This is a genomic window from Streptomyces sp. NPDC031265 (genome assembly GCF_055570295.1).
Map to the genome: position 1 here is coordinate 13,678 of NZ_JBVIHM010000047.1, position 16,734 is coordinate 30,411.

A 16,734-nucleotide genomic window follows, 5' to 3' on the forward strand; every position below is an offset into this window, starting at 1 on the left:
AAGAGAAGGATGCGGCCGGGTATAGGGGCAGGGCGCGCCGCCCCCCCCCCCCCCCGGCCACTTAGGGGCGCGTGGCTGTGACATCTGCGGCTCCGCCACGATGGGGGTCCCCCTGTTCGAGCCTGTTCGAGCGAAGCCGAGAACTTGGGGGAGCGACCAGTCCAAGACGGCCCGCACCCGGCAGACAAACGAGTCAGCCCCGCTTCAACCCCAGCACTTCGGCGGCGCCGAACGTCTCCCCGGCGGGCCGGGAAGCGAAGTACGGCCCGAGCAGCCCATCCAACTCCTCAAACCCAAACGTCTCCTTGGCCGCGTCGAACTTGGCGGCCACCCTGGGGCGCTCCACGATCGCGACCATCCCGCCGTGCACCACCATCAGCTGGCCGTTGACCCGGCCGGCCGCCGGGGACGCCAGATAGCCGACGAGCGGCGCCACATGCTCGGGCGCCAGCGGGTCGAGCTGCCCCTCCCCCGGCTCCTCGCTGCCTGGATTCGCTGAGATGGCCGCGAAGACGTCCTCGGTCATCCGGGTGCGGGCACGCGGGCAGATGGCGTTGGCCGTGACCCCGTACTTGGCGAGCGCGAGGGCCGTGGAGGTGGTCAGGCCCACGATCCCGCCCTTGGCGGCCGCGTAGTTGGGCTGTCCGGCCGACCCGGCGAGGAACGCCTCCGAGGAGGTGTTGACGATCCGGCCGTAGACCGGGCCGCCCGCCGCCTTGGACCGCTCACGCCAGTGCGCGGCGGCGAAGTGCGTGGTGTTGAAGTGGCCCTTGAGGTGGACGTGGATCACCGCGTCCCACTCGGCCTCGGTCATCGAGAAGATCATCCGGTCCCGCAGGATGCCCGCGTTGTTGACCAGGACGTCGAGCTTCCCGTACGTGGCGACCGCCAGTCCGACCAGCTCGCGGGCCTGCTGGTGGTCGGCCACGTCGCCGGTGTGGGCGACCGCCGTGCCGCCCGCCGCGCGGATCTCGGCGGCGACCTCCTCGGCGGGCCCGGCCGAGGCCTCGCCGGAGCCGTCCCGGCCCGGCTGCCCGAAGTCGTTGACGACGACGGACGCGCCGAGCCGGGCGAGTTCGAGCGCCTCGGCCCGGCCCAGGCCCCGCCCGGCGCCGGTGACGATCGCGGACAGGCCTTCAAGGGGCAGTGCTGCCATGCCGGTCGGCTCCTCTCGGGTTCACAGGGAGATGCTCGTACGCAGGGCCTCGCCCGTGCGCATCTGGTCGAGCGCGTCGTTGACCGCGGCGAGCGGCACCCGGTGGGTGATCAGGCCCTCCAGGTCGATCCGGCCCGCCCGCCACAGCGCGACGGCCCGCTCGTAGGACCGCAGCACATCGCCGCCGCCGTACAGGGAGGGCAGGATGCGCTTCTCGTCGAAGAACAGCTCGAACATGTTGACCTGGAAGAAGTCGTCCATGGCGCCCGCGCCGACCACGCACAGGGTGCCGCCGCGCCGGGTCGCCCCGTAGGCGGTGCGGGTGGTGGCGGACTTGCCGACGACCTCGAAGACGTAGTCGAAGCCCTCGCCGCCGGTGATCCGCTGCCTGGCGTCGTCGAGTTCGCTGGGCGAGACTGCCTCGGTCGCGCCGAAGGTGAGCGCGGCCTCGCGCCGGGAGGCCACCGGGTCCACGGCGACGATCTGCGCCGCGCCCTGCACCCTGGCGCCCTGGATGGCGGAGACGCCGACCCCGCCGCAGCCGATGACCGCGACCGACGAACCGGCCTCCACCTTCGCGGTGTTGATGGCCGCGCCGAGCCCGGTGGTCACCCCGCACCCGATGAGCGCGGCGATCTCGTACGGCACGTCGTCGGGGATCGGGACCGCGCACCCGGCGGCGACCACGACCTCCTCCGCGAAGGTGCCGGTGCCCGCGAAGCCGAAGAGGTCGCCGCCGGGGCGCTTGAAGTTGGGGGTGCCCGCGTTCATGAACCCGGCGAGACAGAGATGGGTCTGGCCGCGCTTGCAGGACGGGCAGACACCGCAGGCGGGCAGCCAGCACACCAGCACGCGGTCGCCCGGGGCGAGCGAGGTGACCCCGTCGCCGACGTCGAGGATCTCGCCCGCGCCCTCGTGGCCGGGGATGAAGGGGGCGGGCTGCGGGAGCACCCCGTTCATCGCGGAGATGTCGGAGTGGCAGAGCCCGGTCGCCCGGATCCGGATCCTCACCTTCCCAGGTCCGAAACCCACCGCCTCGACGTCGTCGAGCACATCGAGCTTGTCCTGGCCGATCTCGTGCAGTACGGCTGCGCGCATGGTGCGGCTCCCCTCTGATGAGCCTTCTGATGAGCCTTGGATGAGGCGGTGTTGAGGCGGTTCAGACGTGTTCGACGAGCGTGTCGGAGAGCACCGGCGCGTCGTCCCGCTCGGCGGCCGTCACCGACACCTGGACGCGGCCCTGACCGGCCCACATCCGGATGCGCAGGGTCTCGCCGGGGAAGACGACCCCGGTGAAGCGGGTGGTGTACGAGCGGACGCGGGCCACCTCGCCGCCGAGCAGGGTGTCGACGACCGCCTTGAGCGTCATGCCGTACGTGCAGAGCCCGTGCAGGATCGGCCGGTCGAATCCGGCGAGCGCGGCGAAGTCGGGGTCGGCGTGGAGCGGGTTCCAGTCGCCGGAGAGCCGGTAGAGCAGCGCCTGCTCCTCGCGCACCTTCCGCTCGACGGTGTGGTCGGGGGCGCGGTCGGGCTGCTCGGTGCGGGCGGAGGGGCCGCGCTCGCCGCCGAAGCCGCCCTCGCCGCGTACGAAGATCTGGGCGTCGCTGGTCCACAGCGGCCCCTCCGCGTCGGCGGCCTCGGTGCGCAGTACCAGGACGGCGGCCTTGCCCTTGTCGTAGACGGCGGCCACCTTGGAGGTGGAGACGGCCTTGCCCCGTACCGGGATCGGGCGGTGCAGGACGATGCCCTGGCCGCCGTGGAGCACGGCCGCGAGGTCGACCTCGATGCCGGGCGCCGAGAGCCCGCCGACCACGCCCATGCCGGCGCCCGCGACGGTGGCGAAGGAGGGCAGCACGTGCAGCCTCGACTCCAGGGTGTACCGCAGCTCGTCGGGGTCGGTCGCCGGGACGCCCGCCCCGAGTCCCAGGTGGTAGAGCTGGATGTCCTTGTGGTCCCAGACGATCTCGGTGGACCGGGGCTCGGCGGCGAGCGCCTTCGCGACGTCAATGGGCATACGGGGCCTGCTCCTTGGAGGTGGGAAGACCTCGGCGCGGCCGTCCGCACCGTCGGCCGCACCGAGGTCGTGCGGGACCGGCTCCGGACGCCGGTTCTAGAACGCGTTCTAGGGCTCGATGGCCCCTATGTATAACGCAGCACCATGGGATTGGGAACACTTCTGACGCGCCGTCAGCTTCGCGATGGACTGCGGTTCGCGGGTGGCTCGCGCAGTTCCCCGCGCCCCTGGGGGACTGTGGGTGCCCGGTGCTGATGGGGCAGGGGCCGCAGGCCCCGCCCTTCAGGGGCACGGGGAACTGCGCGATCAGCCCCCGCCGGCCCGCACCCGAACGAACCACCGGGACATTTGTCCCACCGAACCCCGTACAAGAACATCTGCCGAACGCAGGGGCCCGCTTCGTACGGTCAGAGACATGACGCAGACAGCACACAGCGCCGTGCACTTCGAAGGCGTGGTCAAGGCATACGGCCCCGTACGGGCAGTAGACGGCATGGACCTCGACATCCGCCGGGGCGAGACCGTCGCCCTCCTCGGCCGCAACGGCGCCGGAAAGTCCACCACGATCGGCCTCCTGCTCGGCCTGGACGAGCCGGACGCGGGCGAGGTGCGCCTCTTCGGGCAGAGGCCCGAGCACGCGGTACGGGCCGGGCTCGCCGGGGCGATGCTCCAGGAGGGCCGGCCGATCCCCCGCGTCACCGTACGGGAGCTCGTCGCGTTCGTCGGCTCGACCTACCCCCATCCGATGCCCGCCGGCGAGGCGCTCGCGCTCGCCGGGCTCGCCGAGTTCGCGGACCGCCGGGTCGACAAGCTCTCCGGCGGCCAGGCCCAGCGCGTCCGCTTCGCGGTGGCGATCGCCGGGGCGCCCGCGCTGCTGGTCCTGGACGAGCCGACCGCCGCGCTCGACGTGGAGGCACGCCGCGCGTTCTGGGACGCGATGCGCACCTACACGGGCCGGGGCAACACCGTGCTGTTCTCCACCCACTACCTGGAGGAGGCGGACGGCAACGCCGACCGGATCGTGGTCGTCGACCAGGGCCGCGTCGTCGCCGACGGCCCCGGCGAACGGATCAAGCGGGCGGCGGGCGGCAGCCTGGTCTGCTTCGACCTGGCGGGCGGCTCCAGCGCGGGCCTGGCGGCGCTGCCGGGCGTGGTCTCGGTGGAGGTGCGCGGCGACCGCGCCCGGCTGCGTACGGACGATTCGGACGCCACGGTCGTGGAGCTCGCCCGGCGCGGCGCGGTCCGGGGCCTCGAAGTCGCCCCGGCCAGCCTGGAGGACGCGTTCCTCTCCCTCACCTCGACCGTCGGTTCCGTACGCGGAAGCGCGACCGTACGCGAAAGCGAGACCGTCTGATGCACGCCTACATCGCGCTCGAAATCCGGCGCACCTTCCGCGACGCGTCCTTCGTGATCTTCGGCATCGGAATGCCGGTGCTCATGTATCTGCTCTTCACCAACATCGGCTCGGGGGGCGGCGACTCGGCCGACTGGAAGGCCGCCTCGATGGTCGGCATGGCCGCGTACGGCGCGCTCGGCGCGTCCCTGAACGCCGGTACGGGAGTGGCCTCGGACAAGACCGCGGGCTGGCTGCGCCAGCTGCGGATCACCCCGCTGGCGCCGTCCCGGGTGGTGGCGGGCCGTGCGGTCAGCGGCTCCGCGACCGTGCTGCCCGCGGTCCTCGCGGTGCTCGCGGCGGGCGCGCTCGTCAACGGCGTACGCCTGGATGCCTGGCAGTGGGCCGCGCTCGCGCTGCTCCTGTGGGCCGGGGCGCTCCCCTTCACCCTGCTGGGCCTCGGCAACGGCTACCGGCTCAGCCCGCAGGCCATGGGCGTGGTCAATACGGCGTGCCTGATGGGGCTCGCGGTGATCGGCGGGCTGTGGTTCCCGCTCACCTCCTTCCCCGACTGGCTCGCCTCCCTCGCCGCGTACACCCCGGCCCACCGGTTCGCGGAGCTCGGCTGGGCCGTCTCGCACGGCTCGGCCCCCGGGCTCGGGACGGTCGCGGTGCTCGGCGCCTGGCTGCTGGCGTTCGGCTCGTACGCCGTGGTCTCCTACCGACGGTCCGCGAGGACGGTGTGAGCCTGATGAACGGGGAGAACGAGACAGTGGCACGACTCCTGCCGAAGCTGCCGGAGCTGACGAGACACAAGCCGGAGCGGTCTTCGCCATGCGACCGCGACGCCGACCTCCCCGGCCCCCCGGCGAGCGGCTACACCCTGCTGCCCTGGCTCCTGATGGGCCTGGGCGCGTTCTCCAACCTGGTCGAGGGCAGGACCCCGAACCCGTGGATCGGCGGCGCGGGTCTGCTGGCCTTCAACTCGCTCTACATCACGATCTCCTTCCGCGCCTTCGTCAAGGAGAAGCGGGAGAGCCGGACGACGCTGGTGGTCCTGGCCGCGATGGCCGCGATCACCTACGGCCTCACGATCGCCTACGGCGGCACCTGGCTGTTCTTCTTCCCGCTGCTCGCGCTGGCCTGCGGCGCGGTGCTGCGGGACCGCCGGCTCGGCCTGACGATCCTGGTCCTGGCGGCCTCGGCGGGCGCCATCTCCGGCATGGAGGCCGGCGAGGTGTGGGACAACGTGACCATCGCGTACGGCACGTTCCTCTCCGGCATGGTGACGGCGGCGGTCCTCTCGCTCTCCCAGACCGTGCGCGAACTGCGCGACACCCGCCAGGAGCTGGCCCGTACCGCGGTGGAGAAGGAACGTCTCCGCTTCTCCCGGGACCTGCACGACCTGCTCGGCCACACGCTCTCGGTGATCGTGGTGAAGTCGGAGGCGGCCCGCCGCCTCGCCCCGCGCGACCTGGACGCCGCGCTCGGCCAGGTCGCCGACATCGAGTCGGTCGGCCGCCAGGCGCTCACCGAGATCCGCGAGGCCGTCACCGGCTACCGCGAGGGCAGCCTCGGCACCGAGCTGGACCGGGCCCGCTCGGCGCTCCTGGCGGCCGAAGTGGAGCCGGTGGTACGCCAGTCGGGCCCGCCGCTGCCCTCGCAGGTGGAGGCGCTGCTCGGCTGGGTCGTACGGGAGGCGGTCACCAACGTCGTACGGCACAGCGGCGCGGCCCGCTGCGAGATCGTGGTCGACGGCACGCCCGGACGGGTACGGCTGAAGATCACCGACGACGGGCGCGGCGTACCATCCGAACAGCCCGTCGCCCCCGGTCCACGCATCGGCGGCACGGGTCTGAAGGGTCTCACCGAACGCCTCGCGGCGGCCGGCGGCTCACTCGAAGCGGGCCCCGGGCCGCGCGGCGGCTTCCAGGTGACCGCCGGGCTCCCCGTCGACCCGCTCGACGCCGAGCTCGAAGCGGAGCTGGAGACGGAACGCGGGGTCGCACGGGGATGACCACCGGCACGATGGGGAGAACGGCATGATCAGAGTCCTGCTCGCCGAGGACCAGGGCATGATGCGCGGCGCTCTGGCCCTGCTGCTCGGCCTGGAGGAGGACATCGAGGTGGTCGCCCAGGTGTCGGCGGGCGACCGGATCGTGGCCGAGGCGCTCACCGCCCGGCCCGACGTCGCCCTCCTGGACATCGAACTGCCGGGCCTCAGCGGCCTCGACGCGGCGGCCGAGCTGCGCGAGGAGTGCCCCGACTGCCGGGTGCTCATCCTCACCACGTTCGGCCGGCCCGGGTATCTGCGGCGCGCGATGGAGGCGGGCGCGGCCGGGTTCCTGGTGAAGGACGGGCCGGTGGAGGACCTGGCCGAGGCGATCCGGCGGGTGCTGCGCGGCGAGACGGTGATCGACCCGGCGCTCGCCGCGGCCGCGCTCAGCGCGGGCGCGAACCCGCTGACCGCGCGGGAGCGGGACGTCCTGAACGCCTCGGTGGACGGCGCGACCGTCGCCGACATCGCCGGGAAGCTGCACCTGTCGGAGTCGACGGTACGCAACTACCTCTCGTCGGCGATCGGCAAGACGAGCACCCGCAACCGCATGGAGGCGGTGCGGGCGGCACGGCAGCAGGGCTGGCTCTGAGCGGTCAGCGCTTCGTGCTCCTGGGCAGCCACACCAGCGCGACCACCGTGCTCGCGAGCAGGACGAAACCGCCGGTGCGGAAGGCGAGCGCGTAGCCGTCGGTGAGCGCCTCGGGCGTCAGCGAGTCGCCGGTACGGGCGGTGGCGGCGGTCGACAGGATGGCGAGGCCGAGCGCGCCGCCCATCGTGCGGGAGGTGTTGATCAGCCCGGAGACGAGCCCGGCCTCGCCCGGCGCGGCGCCGGAGGTGGCGAGGGAGGCGAGCGGCGTCGTCGCGAGGCCCGCGCCGGTCATCATCAGCACGCCGGGCACCAGGATCGCCATCCAGTACGGGTCGTGCGCGTGCATCGTGGACTGCCAGCCGAACCCGGCGGCGGCGATCAGGACGCCGATGACGGTGAGGTTGCGGGTCCCGGTCACCGGCATCAGCCGGGGTGCGATCTTGGCGCCGAGGACGATGCTCAACGAGCTGGGAATGAGGGCGAGTCCGGCGCCCAGCGGGGTGTAGCCGAGGACGTTCTGGGCGTACAGCGTCATGAAGTACCAGGTGCAGAAGGTGGCCGAGCCGCAGGCGAACATCACCACGTTGGCCGACGACACCGCCCGCAGCCGCAGCAGCCGCAACGGCATCAGCGGCGCCGCCGCCCGCGTCTCGACGACGAGGAACGCGCCCAGCAGCGCGAGCCCGCCGAGCAGCGTGGCGAGGGTCTGCGGCGCGGTCCAGCCGGCCTGTTCGGTCTGCACGATGCCGTACGCGAGGACCGCGAGCCCGCCGGTGACGGCGACCGCGCCCGGCAGGTCCAGGCGGTTGCGGGTGGCCGCGCGGCTCTCCGTGATCCACAGGGTGGCGCCGGTGAGGACGAGGGCGCCGACGGGCACGTTGATGAGCAGCACCCAGCGCCACGACAGCGTGTCGGTGAGCACCCCGCCGACGAGCCCGCCCGCCGCGCCACCGCCCGCGCCGACCGCCGCCCAAGTGCCTATGGCCCTGGTACGGGCCGCCCCCTCGGGGACGGCGGCGGTGAGGATGGTGAGGGTGGACGGCGCGAGTACTGCGGCGCCGAGTCCCTGCACGCCGCGCGCCAGCAGCAGCTGCCAGCCTTCCTGGGCGAGCCCGCCGGCGAGGCTGGCGGCGGTGAACAGGCCGAGCCCGACGAGGAACATGCGCTTGCGCCCGAAGAGGTCTCCGGCGCGGCCGCCGAGGAGCATGAAACCGGCGTACGCGATGGAGTAGGCGTTGACGACCCACTGCAACCCGGTCGGGGTCATCCCGAGTCCGGTCCGCATCGAGGGCAGGGCCACGTTGACGACGGAGACGTCGAGCACGACGAGGAACTGCCCGGCGCAGGCGGCGAGCAGGACGAGCCAGGTGCGGGTGTTGTTCGTCCGGGTGGGTATGGCGGCGGTGTCTGGGGGCGCTTGGACCATGCGGCCATGTTTGCAGCCGGGGGTTCGATTCCCCACCCCGCCCCTTCCCTAAAGCCCTTGGCAGGCAGCCGGGTTGGGGGTTGAGGCGGCTTCCCCGGCGGCTACGCCCCCGGACCCCCGAGCGGGGCCTGCGGCCCCTGCACCCCGACCCCCTCGTTTGTCTGCGGGTGGTTGGAGGGCTGGTCGCGCAGTTCCCCGCGCCCCTGAAGGGCGGGAGCTTCGCTCCCTGCCCCCCGGCTCCTCAAGCGCCGGAGGGCTGAAACGTGGCGGGGCCCTGTTCTGCCTTTTAAGGGCGCGGGGACTGCGCGACCAGCCACAGGCGGCCTGCAGAGGAGCGGGGTACGGGGCGGAGCCCCGAAAGCGGGGGCGGGGGCGCAGCCCCAGCCGGAGGTACCGGGGGCGCAGCCCCAGCCGGAGGTACCGGGGGCGCAGGCCCAGCCGGGGGTACCGGGGGTACCGGGGGCACAGCCCCAGCCGGAGGTACCGGGGCCGCAGGCCCCGCCGGAGGTACCGGGGCCGCAGGCCCCGCCGGAGGTACCGGGGCCGCAGGCCCCGCGAGAGGGGTGCAGGGGCGCAGCCCCAGCGGGCGTGCCGGGGCGCAGCCCCCGTGAGCGGGGTGCAGGGGCCGCAGGCCCCGCGAAGGGGTCCGGGGGCGCAGCCCCCGGGAAACCACCTCAACCACCCACCCACCCCCGGAGGGTTCAGGGAACGGGCGGGGTGGGGGGCTACCTCCGTAGGAGCGTCAGCACTGCCGCTCCCCCCAAGCCGATGTTGTGCGCCAGCCCCACCGCCGCCCCCTCCACCTGCCGCCGACCCCCCTCCCCCCGCAACTGCGCCACCAGCTCCCCCACCTGCGCAAGCCCCGTCGCCCCCAGCGGATGCCCCTTGGAGATCAACCCCCCGGACGGGTTCACCACCCACCGGCCCCCATACGTCGTCGCCCCGGATTCCACGAGCTTCCCGGACTCCCCCTCCCCGCACATCCCCAGCGCCTCGTACGTCAGCAGCTCGTTGATGGAGAAGCAGTCGTGGAGCTCGATCACGTCGACGTCCTCGATGCCGAGGCCGGAGCGCTCGTACACGAGACGCGCCGCCGCCCGCGACATGCCCGCGCCGACCACGTCGATGCACCGGCCGGAGGCGAACGACTCCTCCGTGTCCGTCGTCATCGCCTGGGCGACGATCTCCACCGCCCGCTCCTCCAGGCCGTGTTCGGCGGCGAAGCGCTCGGAGACGACGACGGCCGCCGCCGCGCCGTCCGACGTCGGAGAGCACTGGAGCTTGGTCAGAGGGCGGTGGATCTCCTTCGAGGCGAGTACCTCCGCCACCGAGTAGTCCACCTGGAACTGCGCGTTCGGGTTGTTCACCGAGTGGCGGTGGTTCTTCGCGCCGACCGCCGCCAGCTGCGCCTCGGTCGTCCCGTACAGCTCCATGTGCTCACGCGCCGCGTTGCCGAAGATCTGCGCGGTCGGCGGGCTCATCTCGAAGCCGTGGGCGGCGGCCATGACGGAGTAGTGGCGGGCCACCGGGGACGTCGCGAAGTCGCCGCCGTCCGCGCCGCCGCCCAGCGCGCCCCGCTTCATCTTCTCGAAGCCCAGCGCAAGGACGCACTCGCTCGCCCCGCCCTCCACCAGCTGCCGCGCCAGCATCAGCGCGCCGGCGCCCGTCGCGCAGTTGTTGTTGACGTTGTGGACGGGGACGCCGGTCAGACCGAGTTCGTACGCCGCCCGCTGGCCCGCCGTCGACGGCTGGAAGCAGTAGCCCGCCAGGACCTGCTCCACCTGCCCGTACGCGATCCCGGCGTCCGCCAGCGCCGCCGTCCCGGCCTCCCGTGCCATGTCCCAGTACTGCCACTCCCGCGACTCGGGCTTCTCGAACTTCGTCATGCCGACACCGGCCACAAAGCTCTTCACATCCGTACTCCTTCAGTCTCGCGGCAGGCCGAGGATCCGCTCGGCCACGACATTGAGCTGGACCTGGGTGGTGCCGCCCGCGATGGTCAGACAGCGGGACATCAGATAGCCGTGGACGGCCCGCTGCGCCGGGCCCTCGGCCGCCGCGCCCGCCGGGCCGAGCAGCTCCAGGGCGAGGTCGGCCACTTTCTGCTGGTGGGCGGTCTGGACGAGCTTGCGCACGCTCGCGCCCGCGCCGGGCTCCAGGCCCGACACCTGAAGCATCGTGGTGCGCAGCCCGATGCAGGCGAGCGCGTGCGCCTCGGCTGCCAGCGCGCCGATCCGGGCGCGGTACGAGCCGTCCAGGCCGTCGGCGCGGGCCAGCAGCGCCTCCAGGCCGGTGTCGAAGGTCAACTGGTCGGCCATGTGGACGCGTTCGTTGCCCAGGGTGTTGCGGGCGACCCGCCAGCCGCCGCCCGGCTCGCCGACGACCGCGTCGTGCGGCAGGGGCGCCCCGTCGAAGTACACCTCGTTGAAGAGCGCGTCGCCGGTGATCTCGCGGAGCGGGCGTACGTCGATCCCCGGCGTGTGCTTCATGTCGACCAGGAAGTACGTCAGGCCCTCGTGCTTGGGGGCCTCGGGGTCGGTCCTGGCGAGCAGGATCCCGTGGTCGGCCCACTGGGCCGCGCTCGTCCACACCTTCTGGCCGGTGATCCGCCAGCCGTCGTCGGTGCGCTCGGCCCGGGTCCGCAGGCTCGCCAGGTCGGAGCCCGCCTCCGGCTCCGAGAACAGCTGGCACCACAGCAGGTCCCCGCGCAGGGTCGGCAGCAGGAAGCGCTCCTGCTGCTCGCGCGTCCCGTACGCGAGCAGCGACGGCACCACCCAGGCGCCGATCCCCAGCTCGGCGACCTTCACCCCGGCCGCCCTCAACTCCTCCTGGACTACCAGTTGTTGGACCGGGTCCGCGCCCAGGCCGTACGGCGGGGGCAGGTGCGGTGCGGCATAGCCGGTCGGGGCGAGGGCGCGCCGGGCGGCCGCCGGGTCGAGGCCGCGTACGGACTCCGCCGCCTCCCGCGCCGGGCCCCGGAACGCCTCCGCCTCCTCGGGCAGTTCGAGCCGCAGCTCCCGGCGCGCCCCGGCCCCGGCGAGCCGGACGGCCCGCTGCCGGTGGGCGTCCCCGGCGCCGAGGAGCTGGCGGGCCACCAGGGCGCGGCGCAGATGCAGATGGGCGTCGTGCTCCCAGGTGAAGCCGATGCCGCCGAGGATCTGAACGCAGTCCTGGGCGCAGGTGAACGCGGCGTCCAGGGCGGTGGCCGCCGCAAGCGAGGCGACCAGGCCGCGCACCTCGGCCCGCTCCGAGTCCGCCGCCCGCGCCGCGTCCCACACCAGCGCGCGGGCCCGCTCGACCCGGACCAGCATGTCCGCGCAGAGGTGCTTGACCGCCTGGAACTGCCCGATGGGCCGCCCGAACTGCTCGCGCACCTTGGCGTGGGCGACCGCCGTCTCCAGCGCCCGGGCGGCGGTGCCGCACGCCTCGGCGGCGAAGAGGACGGCCGCGAGGTCACGTACGAGCGCGGGGTCCACGGCGAGCACCCGGCCGCCCGCGACCGTGAGGCCGTGCGCGGCGACCTCGGCGGTGGGGCGCGTCGGATCGGCGCCGGCGTGCGCCCGTACGTCCAGGTCCGCCGCGTCCACCGCCAGCCACAGCGTCTCCTCGCCCGCCCGTGCGGCCAGGACCAGCAGATCGGCCTGCGCCCCGGCGAGGACGGGCGGCGCGACCCCGTCGAGCGTCCAGCCCGCCGGGTCCCGTACGGCGGCGAGGCTCCCGGGGCCGAGCGCCACGGCGGCGGTCCGGCGCCCGGTCGCGATCTCATCGACCAGTCCCGCCGCTTCCGCGTCCCCGGCCCGTTCAAGGACCGCCGCCGCGAGCACGCTCGACAGGTACGGGCCGGGCAGCGCGCCCCTGCCCGCCTCCTCCAGGACCACCGCGAGCTCCAGCAGGCTCCCGCCGCCGTACCGCTCGCCCAGGTGGACCCCGAGCAGGCCCTGCTCGGCCAGCGCGTCCCAGTACGGCGGGCGGGCGTTGTCCCCGGCGGACGCGTCGAGCAGCTTGCGCACCTCCTCGGCCGGCACGGCCCGCGCCAGCCGGCCGCGTACCGCCTCGGCCAGCTCCCGGTGCTCCCGGGTGATTCCGATGCCCATGCGCACTCCTCCGCCGCCGCGGCCGCCACTGGAACGGCGACAGACTAGAACACGTTCCAATCTGACGGAAGGTCAGATCAGTGGCCGGTTCGGCGGGGATTACGATGTGGCGCCACCCCGGAGACACGATCCGCACCCGCTCACGACCCACAGGAGCCCTGCCATGGCGACACCCAAGCCGGAGATCCTCGCCGCCTTCGAGGCCGCCAAGGGGTTCATGCCCGTACGCGAGGGGCTCGCGCTCTACGACGCGGCCGCGCAGGCGGGCGCGCTCGGCCTGCCGCTCCTGGAGGTCGGTACCTACTGCGGCCGCTCCACGCTGCTGCTCGCCGACGCCGCCCGCGCCGCCGGGACCGTCGCCGTCACCGTCGACCACCACCGGGGCAGCGAGGAGCAGCAGCCCGGCTGGGAGTACCACGACGCGACCGTGGTCGACCCGGAGGTGGGCCTGATGGACACCCTGCCCACCTTCCGCCGCACCCTGCACAAGGCGGGCCTCGAAGACCACGTGATCGCGGTCGTGGGGCGCTCGCCGCAGGTGGCGCGGGTCTGGGGCGGCCGGGTGGGGCTCGTCTTCATCGACGGCGGACACACCGACGAGCACGCCACCGGGGACTACGAGGGCTGGGCCCCGCACCTCGCCGAGGGCGGTCTCCTGGTGATCCACGACGTCTTCCCCGACCCGGTCGACGAGTTCACCGGCCAGGCCCCGTACCGCGTCTATCTGCGCGCCCTCGCCTCCGGCGCGTTCACCGAGGTCTCGGCCACCGACTCGCTGCGCGTCCTGCGCCGCACGCGCGCCGGGGTGTGACGGCGCACACCGCAGTGCACCCCTTCGGCGCACGTGGGAACCACGCCCCCGCGGACCTCCCCCGCTAGCATCGCTGCGTGTCGTACGACAGTGAGTCCCCCACCCCTGCCCGGCGCCGTCTGCGCGGCAACCTCGTCGTCGTGACCGCCGCGCTGGTCCCGACCGCCCTGGCCGGATGGCTGGTGTGGCAGGCCATGGGCGGCTCCGGCGGCCAGGACGACAAGCCGCCGAAGGTGCTGCCGCTGCCGAGTGGGCCGGCCGTGCCGCCCTCGGGGAACGGGACCGCGAAGCCGCCGACCGTGACCGTGACGGCGACCCCGTCGCCGTCCGCCTCGGCCTCCACCCAGTCGGCCCGGCCCACCGGGCCGCTCGCCGGACGCGTCGTGGTGATCGACCCGGGGCACAACCCGAGCAACTTCAAGCACGCGGCCGAGATCAACCGCCAGGTCGACATCGGGACGAACAAGAAGGAGTGCGACACCACCGGCACCGACACGCAAGGCGGGTACACCGAGGCCGCGTTCACCCTGGACGTCTCGCACCGCATCCGGGCGCTCCTGGAGAAGCTGGGCGCGACCGTCACGTACACCCAGGACAACGACCGGCCGTTCGGCCCGTGCGTGGACGAGCGGGCGGCGATCGGCAACCGGGCGAAGGCGGACGCGGTCGTCTCGGTGCACGCCGACGGCGCGGACGAGGGCAACCACGGCTTCCATGTGATCCTGCCCGCCCTGGTGAACGCGGGGAAGGCGAACACCGCCCCGATCGTGGCCCCCTCGCGTGAGCTGGGTGTGAGGATCGCGGGGAAGTTCGTGCACGCCACGGGCATGCCGCCCTCCAACTACGTGGGCGACGGCACCGGGTTGGACGTCCGCCAGGACCTCGGCGGGCTCAATCTGTCGACCGTGCCGAAGGTGTTCATCGAGTGCGGGAACATGCGGGATACGGGCGACGCGGCCCTGCTGACGAGCGCGGACTGGCGGCAGAAGGCAGCCCAGGGCATCACGGACGGGATCAGCAGCTTCCTGCAGAAGTGACGGGTTCGCCGACGGGAGCGGTCGGCTGCGGGTCGGTCACGGTCTGAGCACCGAGGGGACTTACCACCCGGTCAGACGATAGATTCTTCTCCGGGTGGGGAACCACCCCCGTGCTTCGCGCCGTGTGCACGTACACCGGCGGCAGCGATGACCGCCCCGACGAGACGACCCAAAAGGACTATTTACGTGAACATCCGCTCCCTCACGCGAGGCGACGGCGTGGTGATCGGAGCAGCGGTGGTGCTGTTCATCGCCTCGTTCCTCGATCTCTACTCGGTCGGCAATTCGTGCTCCGGTACGTACTGCCCGAAGCTCGACCTGCCGAACGCCTGGGACTCGCTGGGCCTGCTGATGAGCATGTTCCTGGCCGGCATCATCGGAGCGGTCCTCATCGTGGTGGCCCGTTCGCTGCCGCAGCCGAAGAAGATCGCCGGCATCGACCTGGGCCAGTTCGGCACCGCGTTCACGATCTTCTCGGCGTGGACCGCGTTCTGGACCATCATCGACATGGACAAGGCCGGGGCCGGCATGATCCTCGGCCTGATCGCCACGCTGGTGCTCGCCGCGGGCGCCGTGGCCGGTCCGATGGTCGCCGCGCTCAAGGCCCCGCTGATGGGCGCCCCGCGCCCGGCCATGGCCCCGTACGGCGCCCAGCCCTACGGCGCGCAGCCCGCGGGCGGCTACGGCTACCCGGGCGGCGCCCAGCCGCAGCCCCAGCCCTACGGTGCCGCGAGCCCCGACCCGAGTCAGGGCGGCCAGACCCCGGCGCCCGGCGCCCCGGCCCAGCCGCAGCCCGCGGCCGGCGCCGCGGCGGGCGACTTCGCCCCGTTCTGGTTCGCCGTTCCGGTGGCCCGTCCGCTGTACCCGGAGGACGGCTCCCCCACGCCGATCGCGGAACTCGCGCCCGGCACGTGGTACCTGGCGGTGGAGCAGCGTGGTGCGGCACTGGTCGCGCAGACGCAGGACGGCCGTCGTGGGGTTCTTCAGGACACGACGGGTATCCAGCGGGGTTAGTCGCTGGTTGCTTCGGCTGCGGACCGTGTGTGGCTGGTCGCGCAGTTCCCCGCGCCCCATAGGGGCGCCACCGCATGGCATCTACGGCCCCTCGCCCCTTTCGGGCGGGGGGCCGTTCCCGTACGCTCCCCTGACGTTCCGTCAGATATCTCTACGGACAGGGGCTCTCGCTATGCGGCTGGGACTCGCACTGGGCTACTGGGGGCGGGGGCCGGACCCCCGGCATCTGGAGCTGGCCCTTGAGGCCGAGCGGCTCGGGTACGACTCGGTCTGGACGGCGGAGGCGTGGGGGTCGGACGCGTTCACGCCGCTGACCTGGATCGCCGCGCACACCTCCCGTATCCGACTGGGCACGGCCGTCGCGCAGATGGCGGCCCGCACCCCCACCGCGACCGCCATGCACGCGCTGACCCTCGACCACCTCTCCGGCGGCCGCGTGATGCTCGGCCTCGGGCTTTCGGGGCCGCAGGTGGTGGAGGGGTGGTACGGACGGCCGTTCCCGTCCAGCCCGCTGACGGCGACGCGGGAGTACGTGGAGGTGATCCGGCAGGTGCTGCGGCGCGGGGCGCCGGTGGAGCTGAACGGCCGCTTCCACGCGCACCCGTACCCGGGCGCGGACGGCACCGGCCTCGGCAAGCCGCTCAAGCCGATCACGCATCCGCTGCGGGCGGACCTGCCGCTGCTGCTCGGCGCCGAGGGCCCCAAGAACATCGCGCAGACGACCCGGATCGCGGACGGCTGGCTGCCGCTGTACTGGTCGCCGACGCGACTGGACGCGTACGAGGCGTCGCTGGCGGGGGCGCCCGAGGGCTTCACCGTCGCCCCCATGGTCCGGGCGCACGTCTGCGACGACGTGACCGAGGGGCTGTTGCCGGTGAAGGCGATGCTCGGCTTCTACATCGGCGGGATGGGGCACGCGGCACGCAACTTCCACGCGGATCTGATGGCGCGGATGGGGTACGAGGCCGAAGCCCGCCGGATCCAGGCGCTGTTCGCGGAAGGCCGCCGCGAGGAGGCGGTACGGGCGGTGCCCGACACCTTCGCCGACGAGATCTCCCTGGTCGGGCCGCGCGAACGGATCGCGAAGCGGCTGGAGTCGTGGCGCACGGGTCCGGTGACGGACCTGCTGGTCACATCACCGGACCTGACGACCCTGCGGGTGCTGGCGGAGCTGAACGGCTGAGCCGGACGGGCCGGACGG

The 16,734-nt window shown here is 73.3% G+C and carries 14 protein-coding genes; 8 read left to right on the forward strand and 6 right to left on the reverse strand.

Annotated features, from left to right (window positions below; all coding sequences use genetic code 11):
• Positions 1-193 precede the first annotated feature (193 nt).
• The 3 genes from ACZ499_RS38095 to ACZ499_RS38105 form a co-directional block, all read right to left on the reverse strand.
• Positions 194-1,156, reverse strand: coding sequence for a 3-oxoacyl-ACP reductase (locus tag ACZ499_RS38095; protein ID WP_468681521.1), 963 nt, complete (start codon positions 1,154-1,156; stop codon positions 194-196).
• Between the two features lie 21 nt (positions 1,157-1,177).
• On the reverse strand, positions 1,178-2,254 hold the full coding sequence (locus tag ACZ499_RS38100; protein WP_468681523.1) for a Zn-dependent alcohol dehydrogenase: 1,077 nt from the start codon (positions 2,252-2,254) through the stop codon (positions 1,178-1,180).
• Between the two features lie 61 nt (positions 2,255-2,315).
• Positions 2,316-3,170, reverse strand: a complete 855-nt coding sequence (locus tag ACZ499_RS38105; protein ID WP_468681526.1) for a MaoC/PaaZ C-terminal domain-containing protein — start codon at positions 3,168-3,170, stop codon at positions 2,316-2,318.
• 415 nt (positions 3,171-3,585) lie between these two features.
• Between ACZ499_RS38105 and ACZ499_RS38110 the strand changes: the two genes are divergently transcribed.
• Genes ACZ499_RS38110 through ACZ499_RS38125 form a run of 4 tightly spaced genes read left to right on the forward strand, consistent with a single transcriptional unit; the run spans position 3,586 to position 7,151 of the window.
• Positions 3,586-4,524 carry an ABC transporter ATP-binding protein gene (locus ACZ499_RS38110; RefSeq protein WP_468681528.1) on the forward strand — a complete coding sequence of 313 codons (939 nt, stop codon included), beginning with the start codon at positions 3,586-3,588 and terminating at the stop codon, positions 4,522-4,524.
• A complete protein-coding gene (locus tag ACZ499_RS38115) occupies positions 4,524-5,249 on the forward strand; it encodes an ABC transporter permease (protein WP_468681530.1) in 726 nt (241 codons plus the stop codon). The genes ACZ499_RS38110 and ACZ499_RS38115 overlap by 1 nt, the downstream gene beginning before the upstream one ends.
• A gap of 5 nt (positions 5,250-5,254) precedes the next feature.
• Positions 5,255-6,520: a sensor histidine kinase gene (locus tag ACZ499_RS38120; RefSeq protein ID WP_468681532.1), complete on the forward strand. Its 1,266-nt coding sequence runs from the start codon at positions 5,255-5,257 to the stop codon at positions 6,518-6,520.
• A gap of 25 nt (positions 6,521-6,545) precedes the next feature.
• Positions 6,546-7,151 (forward strand): response regulator, encoded by a 606-nt coding sequence (locus ACZ499_RS38125; RefSeq protein ID WP_468405693.1) that lies wholly within the window; start codon positions 6,546-6,548, stop codon positions 7,149-7,151.
• 4 nt (positions 7,152-7,155) lie between these two features.
• On the opposite strand, the gene ACZ499_RS38130 is transcribed toward ACZ499_RS38125, so the two are convergent.
• From ACZ499_RS38130 to ACZ499_RS38140, 3 genes are all read right to left on the reverse strand, one after another.
• Positions 7,156-8,577, reverse strand: coding sequence for an MFS transporter (locus ACZ499_RS38130; RefSeq protein WP_468681534.1), 1,422 nt, complete (start codon positions 8,575-8,577; stop codon positions 7,156-7,158).
• Between the two features lie 725 nt (positions 8,578-9,302).
• Entirely contained in the window at positions 9,303-10,490 is a 1,188-nt protein-coding gene (locus tag ACZ499_RS38135) for a thiolase C-terminal domain-containing protein (protein ID WP_468681537.1), read from the reverse strand.
• Between the two features lie 12 nt (positions 10,491-10,502).
• Complete coding sequence (locus tag ACZ499_RS38140) at positions 10,503-12,671, reverse strand: acyl-CoA dehydrogenase (protein WP_468681539.1); 2,169 nt, start codon at positions 12,669-12,671, stop codon at positions 10,503-10,505.
• A gap of 163 nt (positions 12,672-12,834) precedes the next feature.
• On the opposite strand from ACZ499_RS38140, the gene ACZ499_RS38145 reads away from it, so the two are divergent.
• The 4 genes from ACZ499_RS38145 to ACZ499_RS38160 all read left to right on the forward strand — a co-directional run bounded on the left by ACZ499_RS38145 (position 12,835) and on the right by ACZ499_RS38160 (position 16,716).
• Entirely contained in the window at positions 12,835-13,482 is a 648-nt protein-coding gene (locus ACZ499_RS38145; RefSeq protein WP_468681542.1) for a class I SAM-dependent methyltransferase, read from the forward strand.
• A gap of 77 nt (positions 13,483-13,559) precedes the next feature.
• Positions 13,560-14,519 carry an N-acetylmuramoyl-L-alanine amidase gene (locus tag ACZ499_RS38150; RefSeq protein WP_468681544.1) on the forward strand — a complete coding sequence of 320 codons (960 nt, stop codon included), beginning with the start codon at positions 13,560-13,562 and terminating at the stop codon, positions 14,517-14,519.
• A gap of 186 nt (positions 14,520-14,705) precedes the next feature.
• Positions 14,706-15,533 carry a hypothetical protein gene (locus ACZ499_RS38155; protein WP_468405705.1) on the forward strand — a complete coding sequence of 276 codons (828 nt, stop codon included), beginning with the start codon at positions 14,706-14,708 and terminating at the stop codon, positions 15,531-15,533.
• Between the two features lie 172 nt (positions 15,534-15,705).
• Positions 15,706-16,716 (forward strand): LLM class F420-dependent oxidoreductase, encoded by a 1,011-nt coding sequence (locus ACZ499_RS38160; protein WP_468681546.1) that lies wholly within the window; start codon positions 15,706-15,708, stop codon positions 16,714-16,716.
• The last annotated feature ends 18 nt before the right edge of the window (positions 16,717-16,734 follow it).